Here is a 14,696-nt window from a genome sequence, read left to right on the forward strand (position 1 = left end):
AACTTGAAGTTGTTTCGCCCTCGACCTGCTGAATCGGCCGAGGGCGAAACCGGGAATCAAGCCCGTCCGAGCATGGGTTCAGATGCAGTCGAACCCGTCTTTTCGTTCAGTACAAAACAGGCCTTCAACCGAGCGGACCTCGATAGTCTTGCCATCAAAATCGACCACGGCATTCTGACGCGAGATGTTGTAGATCGCCACGCCCTTCTCGAACCGCTTGTAGCTGATGCCCGGCGCGATGATCGTGCGGCCGCTGACTGCCCGGCCAAGATCGGTCTTGTAAAAGTCATAGCGGACATGTTCGTGGTCGCTTGCGTCGGTGTCGCGCTGGTTGTCGGTGTAGAGGATGTAGCCGTTACGCGGCGCAACGCTGGCCATGGCGCTGAACAGCTTGGCCAGATATTGGTTCACCGGGCTGCGGCGGTCCTGATCGCCTTTGGTCTGGCTGATGCGCCATGGTTCGAAGGCAACGATCTTGGGCTGCTGCAAGGCCTCGTCATAATAGGTGATCAGCTCTTCCATGCGCAGAAGGTCGGGGCAGTCATAACCGTCTGCCGGAACCTTCTTCCAGTATTCCATGAACACGCCGTTCAACTGGCCCATGGTCGCGACTTCCTTCTCGCGTCCGACGTTGCCCAGCAGGATCGGCTCGTCGCCAACCTTGGCGCGGATGGCCTTGGCCATTGCCTGCCGGATCGATTGCACCTCGCTGCGGTCCATCTTCGGGTGGTTGTCGATCCACCAGTCGAACATCAGGCCTTCGGCGCCCGTGCCCTTCAGCATGCGATCTGCGACCTCGGCGGAATACTCGACGAAACCGGGGGTGCGATAGGCGATGCGATAAGTGCTGCCATACTCCGGGTCATGTTCCCAGCGTTCGGGTTCAAGGAAGTTGTCCAGTTCTGGCACATGGAAGCGGTAGGCGGCCCTCCGGCTGTCGGGCCGGTCATAGAAATAGGCCCAGTACATTTCCTTCAGCCAGATCGAGTTGCCTGCAGGCGCCTCATCCCAGCTATGCCAGGTCAGGCCGTAGTCCGAAGCCGGATGATGTCCGGTTTCCACCCAGGGGCCAAAGAGGTTGATCGTGCCGCGCCGGTCCAGCTTGCGCTGTACTTTGGGGTTCGCGGCGGTCAGTTCGGGAAGCGGCGCCGGCGGCGGCGCGACAAGCTTCACGCTGCCCGTTCCGGGCTGGCATGTATTTTGGCCGGAAAGTTCCTGTGCGGCCTCGGCCGCAGTACCACCAAGCAACAAACCAAAAAGCGCAATCGATCGTGTGAGATTCGAAAACATTGACAGGATACTCCATCGGCAAACCCGGGGGATGCTGCCCCGAGCGTGGATTTTGTTCAACAGGCAATGTTGCAAGTGCACAATCGGGCTTGCCTGTCCAGCCCGCACTGCCAATCAATGTTGCGTGACGCGGCTAAACGATGCAGTTGATTCTGCCAAGGGCGTCTTGGTTCACCCATCTTGCGCCGGGGCGCGACAAAGGCAGGCCGTATTGATGAATGACCAGTGCAGGGGGATTGTCTTTCACGGCATCGGGGAGCCGGAGCGCAGTCTCGAACGTGGCGAGGACCGCTACTGGATCAGCGCGGACCGTTTCTACCGTTGCCTTGATGCGGTGCTGTCGCTGCCTGACCCGTCATCCGTCTATATCAGCTTCGATGACGGCAATGCCTCTGACCATGACCTTGCGCTTCCGGCATTGGTCGAGCGCGGGCTGACGGCGGACTTCTTCGTGCTGACGGGCCGCATCGATCAGCCGGGATCTCTGGCTTCCGACCAGATCGACGCCCTGCACCGTGCAGGCATGGGCGTGGGCAGCCACGGCATGCACCACCTGAACTGGCGTGAGATCGCGCCGGATACCTTGCGGACCGAGCTTGAGGGATCGCGTGCCGCGCTCGAGCGGATCTGCGGGGCGACCATCGATCGTGCGTCGGTGCCGTTCGGGCGGTTCAACCGGCAGGTCGTCGCCGCCGCGCGCGCCGCAGGGTACAGGCGCCTTGCCACGAACGAGGGCGGCTCTTTTCAGCGCGGCGCATTCATGGCGCCGCGCACCAATATGCGGGCCGACATGACCGAACAGGACTACGTTGATCTGATCCGGGGCGATGAACGGTTTCTGCGCAAGGTCAGACGTCTGATCGGCCGGGTACGGCGGCGCTTCGTCTAGGCCGGCGTCTGGGCCGGGCGGTGGGCGAGCTTGCGGTAGGCCTCGGCCAGTTTGCGCGCGGTGGCATCAATGCTGTAATCGCGTTCGATCCGTGCACGGATGCGCTGCGCCAAAGCCGCGTCCGGCGCGGCCGCCAGCGCGGAGCTGAGCGCCGAGCACAGGGCATCTGGATCGCCCACCGGAACAAGACTGCCAAGACCATCGCCCAGCAGGTCGGGCGCGGCACCCACTTCGGTCGCCACACAGCGCAGGCCCATCGCCATCGCCTCAAGTAGCGCATTCGACAGTCCCTCGGCAAGCGATGGCAGCACAAAGACGTCTGATGCGGCGAACCATGGCCGCATCGCAGTCTGTTTGCCAACAAGGCGCACGCCTTCAGGCGCGCCGGCCTTCAAGCTCTCCTCAAGTGACCCCGTGCCCACGACCACAAGCGTCGCTCCGGGCACCGCTGCGCGCACACGTGGCCAGATCTCGATCAGGCGGTCGACCTGCTTTTCCCGCTCCAGCCGACCTGCGAAAAGGGCGACAGGCCCCGCACCAAGCCCAAGCTCGTCGCGCAAGCTGGTCGTTTCGGTCGGCGTCGCGGGTAGGTAGCTGTCAAGATCGACGCCATTCGGGATGAAAAGTCGCCGCTCGGCAGATACACCCTCGGCCGCAAGCTCATCATCGATCTCGCGGCTGATCACCGCAAAGGCGTCGATCTTGCGCAGGATACGCTGCAGACGCATGCGGTCGGACGGTTTGCGCGACAGGGCCGCGATATCGCCAAGGGTGCCCCCGCGCAACACCTTGGCCAGAACCGGCGTCCTGCTGAGCGCGCGCCACGCGACGGCGGTGGTCGAGGGCGAGCGCAACTCGAATGCATGGACGACATCGGGGCGAAAGCGGCGCAGCGCCAGAATGCCCTTGAGAGTATAGGTGATCGAAGCAAGCTCCCGGTGGCGGCCCACCTCGATCCGGTGCACCGGAACGCCCTCGACCCGGTCATCGACGGGGCTTGCATCATGCCGACGGGTGATGACCATCGGTTCTATCCCATAGGCGGGAAGGCGTTGCAGCACGGCGGCAAGCTGCTTTTCGGCACCGCCGATGAACGGCAGGTAAACCTGCGTCAACATTGCGACTTTCAATGGGGTCATGCGGCCAGGCCCTTGTCCGACAGTTCAGGCGCCAGATAGCGCCGGTGCCAGGCTTCAAGCACCAGCAAACGCCACAGAATATCGCCATAGTTGCGTTTGCGCGCCAGATGCAAGGCCAATACCTGTGCGACACCGTCAGGGTTCCAGAGGTCGGGCACCGCGTTTGCGACCAGCCGGTCACGGATCATCGCCGCGCCGCCCGGCGTGCGGAACCAGTCGTCCACCGGGGCGCCGAACCCCTTCTTGCGGCCGGTGGTCACGGCCGGGGGCAGCATCTTCGCCGCGAGCTTGCGCAGCATCAGCTTCCCGTGGCGATCATCCACCAAGAGCCGGTGCGGCAGCCGCGCTGCCCATTCGACAACCCGGTAATCAAGGAAGGGTGAGCGCACCTCGGTCGAATGCGCCATAGAGGCACGGTCGACCTTCACCAGCACGTCATCGGTAAGGTAGCAGCGATAGTCGAAATCGCGCTGTCGCGACAAAAGGTCAAGCCCTGCCGATTTCGCCCAGGCACGGGCGACGGGGGCGGCAACATCAGGCGCTGTTGTCAGCCCGTCGGGCAAGATCAATGCCAGTGCCGGATCGCGGGTCAGCCCGAAGCCATCAAAGACCGCGCCCAGCAACTCGTCGGGTAGCGTGGCCTTGGCCAGCCGATAGGCCAGGCGCGGCGGCAACCAGCCACGACCCGCAGCCCAGGCCAGCCGTTGCACGCCTTCGGGCAGGTTCATCAGATTTTTGTACCGCTGCGCCTCAAGATAGCGGCGATATCCGCCAAATGCTTCGTCTCCGCCATCGCCAGTCAAGAGGACGGTCGCATGCTGGCGCGCCGCCTCGCAGATCCGCAGTGTCGGCAGGGCTGACGTATCGGCAAAGGGTTCGTCAAAGCTTGTGGCGACGTGGTCGACGTCCTTCAGGCTGTCGGCGGTCAGTTGCATCTCGCGCAGGTCGATCCCAAGATGCTTGGCGGTGGCGCGGGCGAGGTCGGTCTCGTCCATCTCGGGGCTGCCGACGCCCGCCACAAGCGCGAGCGGCGGCTGGCCAGTGCGGGCGGCATATGCCGCAACCAGCCCGCTGTCGATGCCGCCGGACAGTAGCAGGGCCACTGGCACATCGCTGCGCATCCTGATGCGCAGGGCATCGTCCAGAAGCGCATCAAGCTCTTCCAGCAAGGCATCGTCCCGGTCCGGCCCGCGATCTTCGGGCTGCATGGTGACCTGCCACCAGCGCTGCGGGACGACCTCTGGCCCGTCAATGCTGCCGGACAGGAAATGGCCCGGTGCCAGCTTGGCGTAGCCCTGAAAGATGCAGCTTTCATGCGGCAGATAGCCCATGGCCAGATAATCGGCCAACGCCCCGCGGTCGATCCGGCGCTCGGCGCCCGGCCACTCGAGCAGGGCCTTCAGTTCCGAGGCAAAGCGCAGCTGACCGGGGCGGTGGTGCAGATAAAGCGGTTTGACCCCAAGCCGGTCGCGGGCCACCACAAAACTGCGCCGCTCCATATCCACAAAGGCAAAGGCGAACATTCCGTTCAACCGGGGCAGGGCCGCGGCGCCTTCGCGGATCAGCAGCTTCAGCAGCACCTCGGTATCGGTGCCGCTGCGGAACCGCTCGCCCGCGGCCAGAAGTTCCGCCTTCAGTTCCAGATAGTTGTAGATCTCGCCGTTATAGACCAGCACATAGCGGCCGTCGTCGTGGAAAAGCGGCTGATGGCCGGCCGGGGAAAGATCGAGAATCGCCAGCCTGCGAAAACCCAACATCCAGCCATTGCCTGTTGCAAGGCCGTCATCATCGGGTCCGCGATGCCGAATGCTGCGAGAAATTGCGGCAAGTGCTGCCTCATCTCGCAGGACATCTTGTCCGAACTCGCCAAACAGGCCGCACATACTCGCCCCATGTCTCGCGGCGCCATGGCGCACATGAAGATCATTGCGCTATCATCCGGGGGAATCTGCGGCAAGACAACCGCAATTTCCGTGCCTTGTGGCGTGGGGTCCAAATGGGTGCGCGCGGTGTGCACGCAGGTCAAGGAAGCACAGGAATGCCGCAGCACGGCAATATCGACCGCAAGATCGTTACCGGCGCGGCGCTGAACTATGCCGGGTTCTTTGCGGGCAAGCTGATCGTCTTTCTGAACACGGTGATCCTTGCCCGACTGTTGGCGCCCGAGCATTTCGGTCTGGTCGCGCTTGGCCTGCTGGTGCTGGCGGTGGCCGAGACACTGGCCGAGGCCGGAACAGGGGCCGCCGTCGTCTGGCACGGCGCCGACGTTGAGGAAACCGCGCCTGTGGCGCTGGCGGTGGGCTTGCTGTCGGCGGGCATCATCGTGGCGCTGGTGCTGGCGCTGGCCCCTGCCATTGCGGCGTTCTTTCACGAGCCCGAGGCCACCGGCATTATCCGCGCGCTTGCGCTTTGTGCCCTGATCAGCGCGCCGGCTTCCGTATTCTCGGGCATCCTGCAAAAACGCATGCAGTTCGGCAAACGGCTGATGCCGGAGCTTTTGAAGGCGATTGCCAAAGGGGCAGTGGGCATCCCGCTGGCGCTTTGGGGGTTCGGGGCATGGAGCCTTGTCTTCAGCCAGATTGCAGGGGTCGTCGTGGGCCTTGCGTTGCTCTGGCGGCTTTCGGACTGGACGCCGAGGCTGTCGCTGCGGCCCAGCATCCTGCGGCAGGTTCTGCCCTATGGTCTGAATATCGCAGCGCTTGGTCTCTTGGGCCTCGCCATCAAGAAACTCGACGTGACCATCATCGGCTATCGCTTCGATGCGGCGCAACTGGGGCACTATACGCTGGCTTTCTCGCTGGTGGAGCTTTCGGTGATGGGCCTCGTCTGGGCGGCGAGTCAGGCGTTCTTCCCTGCGCTTGCGACCACCGCCCAGAACCCTGAAGCCTTGCAGCGGATGTTTCGCAAGGGACTAGGGCGGCTGTTCCTTCTGGTGCTGCCGATGTCGGCGGGGCTCGCCATCGCGGCCGAGCCCTTCATCCTGACGCTTTACGGCGCGAAATGGGCCGAGGCGGCGGATCTGATGCGCATTCTTGCCTTTTACGCGATGTTTTACGCCGTCGGATTCAACGTGGGCGATGTCTACAAGGCGACGGGGCGTCCACAGGTGCTGACCTGGATCAACCTCGGCAACCTGGTGATTGCGGCGCCCCTACTGATTGCTGCCGCAACCTTTGGCTTGAAGGGCGTGGCTATGGGGCAGGTGGTGCTGGCGATCATCCTGTCGGCGATCAGCTGGGCACTGGCGCGGCGATTCTCGGGCCTTGGTCCCGAGGTGCTGTGGCAGGCACTGCGCGGTCCGGCGCTGGCGACGGCCATCATGGCGGCGGTCTGCATTCTGGCAGACCGGCTTTGGTTTGCGGATCTGAGCCCGCCGCTGCGGCTGGTGTCGCTCGCCCTGCTGGGCGGGGTCATCTATGGCGCGCTGGTGGGCGGGCACATGCTGATCCGGCGGCGCCGGGTGCCCGAGCCTGCCGAATAGGCGCTAACCCTGCCGTGCCAACCGGCGCATCCCCAAGATCTGCGCGGCTGCCGTCGTCGGCCCGATGGTGCGGAAGATGTCGCGCATCATGCCCGCATCGGCGCGCAGACCGCGCCAAAGCCCCATCTTTTCCGCCTTCAGCGGGCTGCGCACGGCAGGCCAGCGCACGATGGTCAGCCGCAGGCGCTGCGCGAGGATGCGCTGGTTCATCGCAACCTCAAGCCCAAAGCGGGCCTGTGGTTCCAGCCCCGCCAGCAGTCCCTTCGGCACCACCCGTTCGCCCGAGATGTAATCGAGCCCGATGGCCCGCCATGGCGCCGGGGCATTGCCACGCAGAGAGATCGTGGTATCCGCCTTCTTGCGCACGACCGGCATCACCAGCGCCGTGATCGCATCTGGCGTCAGCCCCTGCAGGTCTGCATCGAGCAGAAGCACATGATCGCCCCGCGCCGCCGCAACACCCGTCGCGACAGCCCGCGTCTTGCCTGCGTTCATGGGCTGACGGATCAGCCGCGCCGCGGGAAAGGCGCCCACCACCGCAGCGGTATCATCGATGCTCGCATCATCGACCACGATCACCTCGTCAATCATCGGGTGATCAAGGGCGACCGACAGCACGGCACCGATTCGTGTGGCCTCGTTCCAGGCGGGGATGATGCAGCTGATCCGGGTCATGCGAGCGGCCTCTGCCTGCGGCTGACAAGAAGAACGAGGGCCGCGATCAGCCCCGCTGCGGGTAGAAGCCAGCCCAGCACCGCCTCTTGCCCGAGGATATAGCCCACCGTCAGAAGGGCTGCGGCCTTCACGCCACCTGCGGCCGTGTTGGCAAACAGGAAGGGCAAGATCCGCATGCCTGCCATCCCTGCGGCCGCCAGAACCGGGGCGCCGGCGCCATGGGTCAGCTTGGCCGCGATCAGAAAGGCCATGCCGTCACGGTCGAAGCGCGCGCTGAGCGCCATGATGCGCCGCTCGTTCAGGCCCAGCCGAGCGCGCCAGCGTTCCGGCATGCGGCGCAGGCCCTGATGGCCCAGGGCGTAGTAGAGCAGATCACCGATCACGTCGCCTGCCAGAACAGCGGCAAAGGTCGGCAGGATCGGCAGTGCCCCGATCTTGATCAGCCAGCCTGCGATCACGGTTGCGACCGGCCCCTCGATGATCGTGACCGGCAGCAGAACCCACAGTCCCCAGATCGAGACCAGCCGCATCACCTCTGCCCAGATATCGTCCATGTCACACCGTGGGCATCGCGTCGTTGCGGGCCTCAGACGCCGCCATCGCCGTGCCGCGCCAGTCAAACCCCTGACGGCCAAGGCTGGCACACCACAGCGCGGGCAACAGCGCATCGCGGATGACTGCAGCGCAAAGGTCGATCCCGCCGAAGCGCCAGCCACCCGCGCGGGCCAGCGCCCACTCGGGCAGATACCAAAGCGCGGGCAGGGCGATCAATGCGGCGGCCGGCGCCGCACCCGACAGCACAGGCAGGGCAAGGGCGGCAAAGGGGATCAGCGGGCCATTCAGCGGCTCCAGCAGGAACATGCCGGGAAAGCCCGCGCGCCGCACTTTTGACCAGCGCAACTGCCGCGCCCAGACAGCGCCCGCACTGCGCTGCCCGATCGGTTGCGGGAAAGGCCGTGTCGTCAGGTGCACCTTGCGGCCCATGGCGTGCGCCACCTTGGTGCAGGCCACGTCTTCGGCCAGATCGCGGGCCAGCGCGGGCAATCCGCCCACCGCATCGAGATCCGCCTTGCGCCACATCAGCGTCTTGCCTTGCGCAAAGCCCGCGCCAAGACAGTCGGCCGCCAGTTGCAGCCGCGCCTGATTGCCGTTCAGGAACGCGGCCTCGACCGCAGCCCAAAGTCCGCTCGGTTGCGTTGCCAGCGGCGGCGCGCTGACAAGCCCCGTGTCGGGGCGCCATCTGGCGGCAAGCTGGCGCAGATAGTCGGTCGGCAAGAGCACATTGCAATCGCTCATCGCGACAAAGCTGCCGGTTGCGGCATCCCACCCCTTCAACAGGTTGTTCAGCTTCGGATTCCCGGTCAGCCGGGTCTCACCGATCAGCAGTTGCGCAGGCACATGCGGGTGCGCGGCGATCAGTTCACGCAGAACCGGAATGGCCGGGTCATCAGGGTGGGCGACGCAGAAGATCAGCTCCCAATCGGGATAGGTCTGGGAAAAGCTGGAGGCGAAGCTCTGGCGATCCTGAGGGTCGAGTCCGCAGACCGGGCGCAGCAGCGTGATGCGCGGCCAGCCCGCCGCGGGTTCGGCGACCTCTGGTGCGCGGCGCAAGCGACGCATGACCATGAGGGTCGATACCCAGTGCGCCAGCAAAAGCAGTCCGCCGAAAATTGCGATCGTCCAGAGGATCATCGTGCAGCCCCGACAAGGGTAGGATCGTCCTGACCTGCACGCGCGTCCTGAGACACGCCCTGCCAGCGGACCAGCTTCAGATGGCCATCCGCATCTTCGGCCACCGAGGTAAAGCTGTCCATCCAGTCGCCGCAGTTGGCGTAGGTCAGCCCGTGGTCGTGGTGCAGCATGGGTTTGTGAAAATGGCCGCAGATCACCCCGTCCTGACCAAGCGCGCGGGCCATGGCGATCAACCGCCGCTCGTGCCGCGACCCAAGCGCCATCAGCGCGTTCACTCCGGCGAGTGCCGCCTCGATCAGGCTGCGCTGCTCGACGCGGCTCTGGCGGCGCAGGCGTGACAGGGCGAGGTCCAGACGGCGCAGGCCGCTGTTCGTCCAGCTGCCGATCCGGGTCGAGAGGTGCGAACGGAAGATGCGCGCATCCGCCACGTCACCGTGCAACACGAGATAGGAGCGCCCATTCCCGGCCCGGTGCAGGCATTCCAGCGCGATTTCAAAACTGGGGGGCAGGCGGCGCCGGTCGGCCAGCGCCGCGGCATCGTGGTTGCCGATCAGATAGACCACCCGTGTCCCGCGATCGGCGCGATCAGACAGCAGGCTGAGCACCGCTTCCTCAGCTTGACCCCAGACCGGACGGCGCGGGTGCCACAGATCCAGCACATCGCCCACCAGATAGATCGTATCGGCACTGACCCCGCGCAGAAACTCCAGCAACCGATCAGCCCGGCTTCCCATCGCGCCCAGATGCAGATCCGACAGGAACAGGGCGCGATGATGCAGTGTCGGCTGGGCAAGGTCCATGAGCGGGCTCCGATGACCGGTTCGGTTATGCGCCTTCTTGCCGGGACACTGACCTATGCGCGCGTCACCTGTGTGAAGGTTAGGCGACAGCGGGGTGACAGGCCGAAGCATTTCGCAGCGATCGCCAGCACTCACGTCCCCGATGCGGATTTCCGTCGCAAAATGCCTGCGATTAAGGCAGGTTGCGGCCATTCGCATCGCAGGGCAGACCATGACCGAAATCCGTCGTTATGCCATCTACCACGCCCCACCGGCCGGAGGGCTCGCCCGTCGCGCCGCGGATTGGCTGGGCTGGGATGCCGAGCGCGGTCAGGTTGCGCCGCACCCTGACCTGGGCCTGCCAGCCGGGGAGATGACCGGTGAGCCCCGCCGATACGGCTTTCATGCGACGATCAAGCCGCCATTTCGACTGCGCGAAGGTCAGACCGTCGAGGGGCTTGTGCAAGCGCTTGACGCCTTGGCCGCCCGGTTGCCACCGGTAGTCCTGACCGGGCTGGAGATGCGCCCGCTAGGCGGATTTCTTGCGCTAGTCCCCGAAGCGGAGAGTGCGGCCTTGCAGGATCTGGCGGCCGAGGTTGTGTGCGCACTCGATCCCTTTCGTGCCCCGCTGACCGAGGCTGAGATCGCCCGCAGGCGGCCAGAACGCCTGACGCCACGGCAGCGAGAGCTGCTCGCCCTCTGGGGCTATCCTTACGTACTGGAAGAGTTCCGCTTTCACATGACGCTGACAGACCGGCTATCGCCGGAACTTACAGACCGGGCCACGCCGATCCTGCGGGCATGGTTCAACGAGGTCTTGCCCCGGCCCTACCGTATCGAGGATCTGTGCCTCTTTGGCGAAAAGGCAGATGATGGGCAGTTCGTCCTGCTGTCGCGCCACCCGCTTAAGGGTGGCGCGCAACGGCTCGGTTATTGAACCACCTCGGCCACCGGTGCGGTCCAGCTGCCATCGATCACCTCGGCGTGCGGACGATAGAGCCGCAGCGTGTAGTTCCAGCCCTCGGTGATCGGAATGCAGTTCTCCACGCCCGCGTCGCAACCGCCAAAACGGATGGTCTGGCTACCATCGGCGGCCGCCTTGGCGCTGACGCTGTTCAGGGCATTCACGTTCAGGCTGTTCGGCGCAAAGAAGCCGTCCTTGTCATAGACGCTGACCGACCAGAAGGCATCGACGGGGACGTCCTTCATCACCACCTGATGCGGCGTCTTGCCATCGTTTTGTGCGGGGGTGACCATCTTGTAGACAGCCTCGGTCGGCGGATTCAGGCCCCAGCCAGCTGCGGTTGCCACCAGATGCGCGATCGGGTCAATCTCGTCCTTCGTGCCCATCGGGATGCCAAAGCCCGCGTCCCCCAGTGCGCCAAGGCTCAGCAGCGCATTGCGTGCTGCATCAAGCGAGGTCTTGTCCCAGTCCACGGCCTCATAGGTGCCGGCCGCGGCCTGTTCGACCTTGATCGAATCCTGCACGGCATGAACACGTGCCAGATCGTCAGGATCGGAAGAATTGAGGAACACCCGCACCAGAAGTGCGACATAGCGGGTTCCGACCTCTTCCTGCGTGATCGTATGCGTTCCTTCATGCAGCACTGCGGGCGTCAAGTGATCCTGCGACACGATCTGCAGGGCGACATAGCGCTTGGGATCGGCCGGGGGCAGGGTCACCGTGACCGGCCCCGCCGACAAGTCGTAGACGCCCGAGGAGTAGAGCGTGTCGAGGTTCATGCGGATGATGGATTGCTTGTCGAGCGGGGTCGTCGTGCGTTCGTGGACCATTTTGCCCAGCCCCTGCGCGGCAACCATGTTCCCCATGTAGCGGTCACTTTCCGCCCGGATGAATGTGACAGCATTCACGGGTTTGGGGTCTGCCAGGGCGGCGCCGGCGGTCAGAGCGAGCATGGCGGTAAGAGTTGCAGATTTCAAAACCATTCTGGTCTCCATCGATTGAAATACCTTGAGGCGGCAGAAAAGGCCGCAGGTTGCACAGATCCGTGACGGTCGCATGAAAATTCATGCCCTGAAAAGGCCATGGCCGGCACAAGCCGGCCATGACTGGGTTTTGGTGGCGAATGCCTGGCTCACAGCGGGGCCAAGGCAGTCACGCAATCAGTTGGCGGCGAGCCAGGCGTTGAAACGCTCGTTCAGCTCGGCGTCACGGTCGACCCAGAACTCATAGGACGACGGCAGCGCGTTCTTCATGTTGTCCGGGTTGGTCGGCATGTGCGGTGCCATCTCGGTCTTGCCGTCGGAATAGAGCCCGACCAGCGAGGCCGACGACTTGCGTGCGGGACCATAGCTGATCCATTTGGCCTGATCGGCCAGACGCTGGGTGTCGGTCGCGAAGGCCAGGAACTTCTTGGCTTCTTCCAGGTTCGGCGCGCCCTTCGGGATCACGAAGAGGTCGTATTCGAAGACCTGACCATCCCATACGGTCTGGAACGGCTTGCCCTCGGACACGGCGGCGGCAAAGATCCGGCCGTTATAGGCGGTGGTCATTGCGACTTCGCCATCGGCCAGCAGTTGCGGCGGTTGTGCGCCGGCTTCCCACCAGATGGTGTCCTTCTTGATCTTGTCCAGAACCGAGAACGCGCGATCGACGCCTTCGGGGGTCTCGAGCACCGAATAGACCTCGGCAGCCGGGACGCCATCGGCCATCAGAGCCATTTCGAGGTTCGCCTTGGCGCCTTTGCGCATGGCGCGCTTGCCCGGGAATTTCTCGAGATCGAAGAAATCCGCCATCGTGGTCGGGCCTTCCGGGAACTTCGTCGTGTCATAGGCATAGACCGTCGAGAACACGATGGTCGACACCGCGCAATCGGTCAGCGCGCCCGGCAGGAAGTCTTCGGTTGCAGGGGTGCCATCGGGGGCAGCCGGCAGAATTGCGGGGTCGATGGTTTCCAGCATGCCTTCGTCGCAGAGGCGAATCGCGTCGGCGTATTCGACGTCGGCAACGTCGACGGTGACGTTGTTGGCCTCGACCATGGCCTTCACCGGGGTGGCCGGGTTGTCGGCATCAACCATGGTGACCTTGACGCCGGTCTGGGCGGTGTAGGGCTTGATATAGGCTTCAATCTGGCTGGTGGCATAGGAACCACCCCAGGACATGACCGTCACATCCGCCGAAGCAGACAGGGCCACGGCCGACAGGGCGGTGGACAGGGCGAGCAGTTTCTTCATTCGTTGGCTCCCAGTGTTGGACCGCAAGTTTCTTTTCTGACTGCGGCTTCTCGGACGGCCCCAGGGCCGCAAGTTCAAGCTGGCGTCGCAGATGGACGTGAATCCCTGATCGACCAGCTTGCGCTCACCCTAGAACAAACTTTGTGCAGGGCAACAGCCTCTTTTTGATCAATCCTGCGAAGTTGATCGTATCGCGTGCAAACGCCCGTTCGCTGTGCAATCAGGCGGCGGCGCGCATGACCGAAAGAAGTACCTCGGCGGACAACGACGCGGGGTTCGCCTTCATCGAGGACGACGTGGCGGCGGCCTCTGCCGCGGCGGCCATCACGGCGGCGTCGACGCCAAGTGCGGTCAATCCGGGCAGGCCGCTGGCGCGTCCCCAATCGGCTAAATGCGCTGCGGCGGGGCCGAGCGCGCCGTCGGTGCGATCAAATGCCGCGGCTATCCAGCGGCCCACCTGGTCCAGTCGCGCGGCCAATGCCGCATCGGTGACCGCCGCGCGATTGGCGATCAGGACATGCGGCAGCAGCACGCCACAGATCGCGCCATGGGCTGCGCCCGTCATGCCACCAAGCGGCCCCGCCAGCCCATGCACAGCGCCCAGCCCCGCATTGGCAAGCGCTAGCCCACCGCACAGGCTGACCCATGCCATCTCATCGCGCGCCTGCGCATCCTCGGCCTGCATCAGACGGATCAGCGCAGACAGACCGCGCGGTATCGCATCGCGGCACAGCGCATCGGTCAATGGATTGGCGCGGGTGCAGACATAGGGCTCGATCACCTGCGTGATCGCATCAAGGCCCGAGGCCAGCGTGATCGCCCGCGGGCAGCCATCGGTCAGAGCGGGATCAACAATCGCAATCCGGGGCAGCATCCGCGCATCCCGCAGACTGACCTTGCGGGCGTGCTCTTTGACCGCGATCACGGCGTTGCGTGTGACCTCGGCGCCGGTCCCGGCAGTGGTCGGCAGCGCCACGAAGGGCAGGGGCGGGTGATCGAGCGGCAGACCCGCGCCAACAACTTCCAGATGGTCGATCATCGGGCGGGTGGCGGGGGCAAGTGCCGCAATGGCCTTGCCCGCATCGATGACCGCCCCGCCGCCAAGAGCCACCACTACCTCGGCCCCGGTCGCGCGGGCCATCGTGACGCCGGATTCGATGATCGCGGTATCGGGTTCCTCGGTCACTGCAAAGCGTTCGACCGCGCATCCCGCCGCCGCAAGACCCTTTGCCAGCGCCTCGCTTCGTGTGGGATTGCCACCCAGTACCAGCAAGACCCTTTTCCCGAGTGCCGCCACCCGGCCCGGCGCGGAATTTGCCTGACCCCGTCCAAACAGGATCTCGGTTGCCGTCGCGAATGAGAATGGGAGAGGCATGTCAGTCCTTTTCCGGGCCAGCGTCCGGCCGATCCCGGAGGCAGCGAATCTGTAACCGCCGCCGCCAATCGCAGGCAAGCCCACCGATCGGGCTTGCACTCGGACGACAGCAATGACGGTTATGCGCGTCGGAGTGACGTTCTACGCCGCAGATGCCCTTTGTGGCGCAGTGTAGAACCGA

13 protein-coding genes are annotated in these 14,696 nt (G+C 64.6%); 3 read left to right on the top strand and 10 right to left on the bottom strand.

The genetic code is table 11. From position 1 onward, the window contains the following. Positions 1-78: 78 nt before the first annotated feature. A complete protein-coding gene (locus FQU74_RS17010) occupies positions 79-1,290 on the bottom strand; it encodes a hypothetical protein (protein WP_146287678.1) in 1,212 nt (403 codons plus the stop codon). A gap of 214 nt (positions 1,291-1,504) precedes the next feature. Between FQU74_RS17010 and FQU74_RS17015 the strand changes: the two genes are divergently transcribed. Then, positions 1,505-2,179, top strand: a complete 675-nt coding sequence (locus FQU74_RS17015; RefSeq protein ID WP_158635622.1) for a polysaccharide deacetylase family protein — start codon at positions 1,505-1,507, stop codon at positions 2,177-2,179. On the opposite strand, the gene FQU74_RS17020 is transcribed toward FQU74_RS17015, so the two are convergent. Next, a complete protein-coding gene (locus FQU74_RS17020) occupies positions 2,176-3,318 on the bottom strand; it encodes a glycosyltransferase family 4 protein (RefSeq protein ID WP_146287680.1) in 1,143 nt (380 codons plus the stop codon). The genes FQU74_RS17015 and FQU74_RS17020 overlap by 4 nt on opposite strands. Beyond that, complete coding sequence (gene asnB, locus FQU74_RS17025) at positions 3,315-5,201, bottom strand: asparagine synthase (glutamine-hydrolyzing) (protein ID WP_146287681.1); 1,887 nt, start codon at positions 5,199-5,201, stop codon at positions 3,315-3,317. Before asnB ends, FQU74_RS17020 begins: the two co-directional genes overlap by 4 nt. 155 nt (positions 5,202-5,356) lie before the next feature. Here asnB and FQU74_RS17030 point away from each other — a divergent pair, with 155 nt between their 5' ends. Next, positions 5,357-6,799, top strand: a complete 1,443-nt coding sequence (locus FQU74_RS17030; protein WP_158635623.1) for a lipopolysaccharide biosynthesis protein — start codon at positions 5,357-5,359, stop codon at positions 6,797-6,799. A gap of 3 nt (positions 6,800-6,802) precedes the next feature. Here the strand turns inward: FQU74_RS17030 and FQU74_RS17035 are convergent, their stop codons facing one another. Genes FQU74_RS17035 through FQU74_RS17050 form a run of 4 tightly spaced genes read right to left on the bottom strand, consistent with a single transcriptional unit; the run spans position 6,803 to position 9,966 of the window. Further along, positions 6,803-7,474 (bottom strand): glycosyltransferase family 2 protein, encoded by a 672-nt coding sequence (locus FQU74_RS17035; protein WP_146287683.1) that lies wholly within the window; start codon positions 7,472-7,474, stop codon positions 6,803-6,805. Next, complete coding sequence (locus tag FQU74_RS17040; RefSeq protein WP_158635624.1) at positions 7,471-8,028, bottom strand: DedA family protein; 558 nt, start codon at positions 8,026-8,028, stop codon at positions 7,471-7,473. Before FQU74_RS17040 ends, FQU74_RS17035 begins: the two co-directional genes overlap by 4 nt. A 1-nt stretch (position 8,029) precedes the next feature. After that, positions 8,030-9,166: a ceramide glucosyltransferase gene (locus FQU74_RS17045; protein WP_146287685.1), complete on the bottom strand. Its 1,137-nt coding sequence runs from the start codon at positions 9,164-9,166 to the stop codon at positions 8,030-8,032. After that, positions 9,163-9,966 carry a UDP-2,3-diacylglucosamine diphosphatase gene (locus tag FQU74_RS17050; protein WP_146287686.1) on the bottom strand — a complete coding sequence of 268 codons (804 nt, stop codon included), beginning with the start codon at positions 9,964-9,966 and terminating at the stop codon, positions 9,163-9,165. The genes FQU74_RS17045 and FQU74_RS17050 overlap by 4 nt, the downstream gene beginning before the upstream one ends. Positions 9,967-10,177: 211 nt before the next feature. Between FQU74_RS17050 and FQU74_RS17055 the strand changes: the two genes are divergently transcribed. Further along, positions 10,178-10,882 carry a DUF1045 domain-containing protein gene (locus tag FQU74_RS17055; protein WP_146287687.1) on the top strand — a complete coding sequence of 235 codons (705 nt, stop codon included), beginning with the start codon at positions 10,178-10,180 and terminating at the stop codon, positions 10,880-10,882. Here the strand turns inward: FQU74_RS17055 and FQU74_RS17060 are convergent. The 3 genes from FQU74_RS17060 to FQU74_RS17070 all read right to left on the bottom strand — a co-directional run bounded on the left by FQU74_RS17060 (position 10,876) and on the right by FQU74_RS17070 (position 14,515). Then, positions 10,876-11,862: a DUF1254 domain-containing protein gene (locus FQU74_RS17060; protein ID WP_206665052.1), complete on the bottom strand. Its 987-nt coding sequence runs from the start codon at positions 11,860-11,862 to the stop codon at positions 10,876-10,878. The genes FQU74_RS17055 and FQU74_RS17060 overlap by 7 nt on opposite strands. Positions 11,863-12,069: 207 nt before the next feature. Further along, positions 12,070-13,140: an ABC transporter substrate-binding protein gene (locus tag FQU74_RS17065; RefSeq protein WP_146287689.1), complete on the bottom strand. Its 1,071-nt coding sequence runs from the start codon at positions 13,138-13,140 to the stop codon at positions 12,070-12,072. Between the two features lie 220 nt (positions 13,141-13,360). Further along, a complete protein-coding gene (locus tag FQU74_RS17070) occupies positions 13,361-14,515 on the bottom strand; it encodes an iron-containing alcohol dehydrogenase (RefSeq protein WP_146287690.1) in 1,155 nt (384 codons plus the stop codon). Positions 14,516-14,696: the final 181 nt, after the last annotated feature.

It is taken from the genome of Gemmobacter aquaticus (assembly GCF_007859075.1).
Lineage (GTDB): Bacteria > Pseudomonadota > Alphaproteobacteria > Rhodobacterales > Rhodobacteraceae > Gemmobacter > Gemmobacter aquaticus.

What these genes read in the sequence shown, in the direction of transcription:
- FQU74_RS17010 (WP_146287678.1), bottom strand. Translation starts at nt 1,290, where the DNA reads ATGTTTTCGAATCTCACACGATCGATTGCGCTTTTTGGTTTGTTGCTT.
- FQU74_RS17015 (WP_158635622.1), top strand. Translation starts at nt 1,505, where the DNA reads ATGAATGACCAGTGCAGGGGGATTGTCTTTCACGGCATCGGGGAGCCG.
- FQU74_RS17020 (WP_146287680.1), bottom strand. Translation starts at nt 3,318, where the DNA reads ATGACCCCATTGAAAGTCGCAATGTTGACGCAGGTTTACCTGCCGTTC.
- asnB (WP_146287681.1), bottom strand. Translation starts at nt 5,201, where the DNA reads ATGTGCGGCCTGTTTGGCGAGTTCGGACAAGATGTCCTGCGAGATGAG.
- FQU74_RS17030 (WP_158635623.1), top strand. Translation starts at nt 5,357, where the DNA reads ATGCCGCAGCACGGCAATATCGACCGCAAGATCGTTACCGGCGCGGCG.
- FQU74_RS17035 (WP_146287683.1), bottom strand. Translation starts at nt 7,474, where the DNA reads ATGACCCGGATCAGCTGCATCATCCCCGCCTGGAACGAGGCCACACGA.
- FQU74_RS17040 (WP_158635624.1), bottom strand. Translation starts at nt 8,028, where the DNA reads ATGGACGATATCTGGGCAGAGGTGATGCGGCTGGTCTCGATCTGGGGA.
- FQU74_RS17045 (WP_146287685.1), bottom strand. Translation starts at nt 9,166, where the DNA reads ATGATCCTCTGGACGATCGCAATTTTCGGCGGACTGCTTTTGCTGGCG.
- FQU74_RS17050 (WP_146287686.1), bottom strand. Translation starts at nt 9,966, where the DNA reads ATGGACCTTGCCCAGCCGACACTGCATCATCGCGCCCTGTTCCTGTCG.
- FQU74_RS17055 (WP_146287687.1), top strand. Translation starts at nt 10,178, where the DNA reads ATGACCGAAATCCGTCGTTATGCCATCTACCACGCCCCACCGGCCGGA.
- FQU74_RS17060 (WP_206665052.1), bottom strand. Translation starts at nt 11,862, where the DNA reads ATGCTCGCTCTGACCGCCGGCGCCGCCCTGGCAGACCCCAAACCCGTG.
- FQU74_RS17065 (WP_146287689.1), bottom strand. Translation starts at nt 13,140, where the DNA reads ATGAAGAAACTGCTCGCCCTGTCCACCGCCCTGTCGGCCGTGGCCCTG.
- FQU74_RS17070 (WP_146287690.1), bottom strand. Translation starts at nt 14,515, where the DNA reads ATGCCTCTCCCATTCTCATTCGCGACGGCAACCGAGATCCTGTTTGGA.